2 protein-coding genes are annotated in these 2,454 nt (G+C 66.0%); both read left to right on the plus strand.

All coding sequences use genetic code 11. The annotated features are described in order from the left end of the window. The first annotated feature begins 337 nt into the window (after nucleotides 1-337). Nucleotides 338-1,180, plus strand: coding sequence for a DUF4231 domain-containing protein (locus ACWGJ2_RS40205; protein ID WP_453351376.1), 843 nt, complete (start codon nucleotides 338-340; stop codon nucleotides 1,178-1,180). A 91-nt stretch (nucleotides 1,181-1,271) separates the two neighbouring features. Then, a partial coding sequence (locus ACWGJ2_RS40210) for a restriction endonuclease (protein WP_453351377.1) occupies nucleotides 1,272-2,454 on the plus strand: 1,183 nt, incomplete at its 3' end.

A 2,454-nucleotide genomic window follows, 5' to 3' on the forward strand; every position in this document is an offset into this window, starting at 1 on the left:
GGTGCCGGTGGCGGTGCCGACCGCCCATACGGCGCCCGGGTAGACCTTGTCGCGGACGCCTTCGTCCAGGAGGGCTTCGATGCGTTCGATTGCGTTCGTCATGGTCGCCCTGTTCGCCGTGGGCATCCCGCCGGTCAGCGTAGTGAGGTGGGCGGGTCGGACCGTGCATGGCGCGGTCCGAAGATCGTGATCACGCCATCTGCTGCGACTCTGCCCGCTACGCAGGGCCGTGGCCCTATCGTGCCGGTACACGGAAGAAGACGATCTGCCGCAGGCTCGCCGAGCTGAGAGGAAGCCCGAGACGAGACCGGGACGAGCAGATTAGAAGGGGGAATGGGTGTCCGTCCCGCCGGCGCTCGGGCCTGTTGCACGCCTGCGTGAACACAACGAACGGGTCCTGCAGCTGCGTCAGCACATCCGGGAGGTGAACCTCCGGCAGCGCCTGATGTACGGCTTCGGTGCTTGTGTCGTGCTCTGCGTGCTCGGCGTCGCCGTCCCTACAGCGCTGACGTGGCGGCGCTTCGACATGGCCCCCTTCAACACGGTGCTTGTTCTCCTGGGCGTCGTATTTGCTGTTGGGTTGGTGGGGTCCTCATGGATAGAAACAGTCAGACATGAGGGCCCACGGCCTGGGACCTCTGGGGATCGGCTGACTCGCGATGAGCTCGAGCTGGAGCTCGAAATCGCAATCGAGAACCGGCTCATCGATGCGACCCCGCTAGACATCCCCATCCGCAACAGGCAGTTCGCCTACCGCCAGTCCATACCCGAGGAACTGGATCAGCTGCGCAAAGAGAGCCACCGCTACCGTCGGCGGCACAACTTCTTCCAGCTCCTGATCATCATCGGTTCGATTGTTAACGCTGGGGCGCAGTCCTTCAGTGACACTACCCAGCCACTCAAATCGATCATCATCGGCCTGACCATGCTGGTCGCCATCTGCGCAGGTATCACGGGGTACTACAAGTTCCGCGAACGCAGCTTCAACCTTCAGCAAACGGCGGACTCGATCGAAGAGCACGCTAACGCTTTCCACCTCGCGCTGCCGCCTTACGACAGCGCCGACCCTGCGGCCAACCTCGCTCTCCTCACTGCCAGGGTCGAAACCCTCCGAGTGGAGCAACGACGCCGAGAACAACAACTTGATCAACCGCCGGAGACCCGCGACCCGTCCGTCTGATCGCCAGCCGCAGTCGGGATCAGCGACGCGAACGGCTCTCGGGGCATTACGCTGATCGCCGGTATGGGGGCGTGCCGGAAGGGGGATCGCTGTGGCAGAGGCTGGTGAATGTGGTGATGCGTCGGACCTGGCTGCGAGCACCCCACTGACGGTGGCCGACCCTGTCGTGCTGGTGCTGGCCCACGGGGACACCCCGGCCGCCGTCCGTAACGCGCGCGGGCACCTGTTCGAGGCGTTCGTGGCCCGGCTGTTGCACGCCTACGGCTACAGTGCCCCCACCACCGAGCGCCTGAACGTGAGCGCAGACTGCATTGAACTGGATGTGGTCGCCTCCCACGAGCTGTCCGGCCAGCGGGCCATCGCCGAGTGCAAGGCCTACACCAGCCCAGTGCCCGCGTCCATGCTGGGCACCTTCCACAGCAAACTGGTCACCCACCGCTTCGATACGCCGAATGCCCAGGGCTTCTTCGTGGCCATCCCGCGGCTGACCAGCAGCGGGCACGAGTACACCCGCAAGATCACCGCCCACGACAGTGGCTTTCACGTCCTGACCGCCGCCACGATCGCCGAATTGCTGCGCACCCGCCGGGCGATCGTGAACTGCCCCCTTGAGGGACTGCTGAGCAGCGACCCGGCTGTCGTGGTGACCGAAGACGGGGTACACGCGGCCTGTCTCGAGCTGGATGCGGCCACCCGCAAGCCAGTCCGCGTTCTGGTCTGGGCCGCTCACGGCGCCGTCCCTACCGCGGTCCTCGATGCGGTAACGACTGCGGAATACGCCCAGGGCTGCCCTGCCGTCGACGCACGCGGTGCCGCACCGGCGCCGCACACCCCACGCACCGAGACAACGCCGCTGATCGTGGCCGTCTCCGGCAGCGGCTCGGACTTCGAATACCACCTGCCCGCCGCACCGAAGTTCTTCGTCGGGCGCAGACGCTTGGTCGCCCAGCTTGGCCGGGCCCTCGATGACCATGCAGGCGTCTTGGTCCTCAACGCCAAGTCCGGCTGGGGTAAAAGCTCCGCCGCCCTGCGCCTGAAAGCCCTCACGGCCCAGCGCAAGGGCCACGCCCTGATCGTGGACTCCCGCACCGCAACCCAAAAGCGGTTCGTCACCGATGCCCTCAGTCTGGCCGCCCGCCAAGCACAGAAAGCACGCGTGCTGTCCCTTCCCGGTGACGCAAGCTGGGCCAGCCTCGCCAGCGCCGTGCAGACCCTGAGCATGGCCACCTGGCACGCAGGCCCGCTCGTAGTCTTCTTCGACCAGTTCGAGAACG

The organism is Streptomyces sp. NPDC054796, assembly GCF_053611545.1.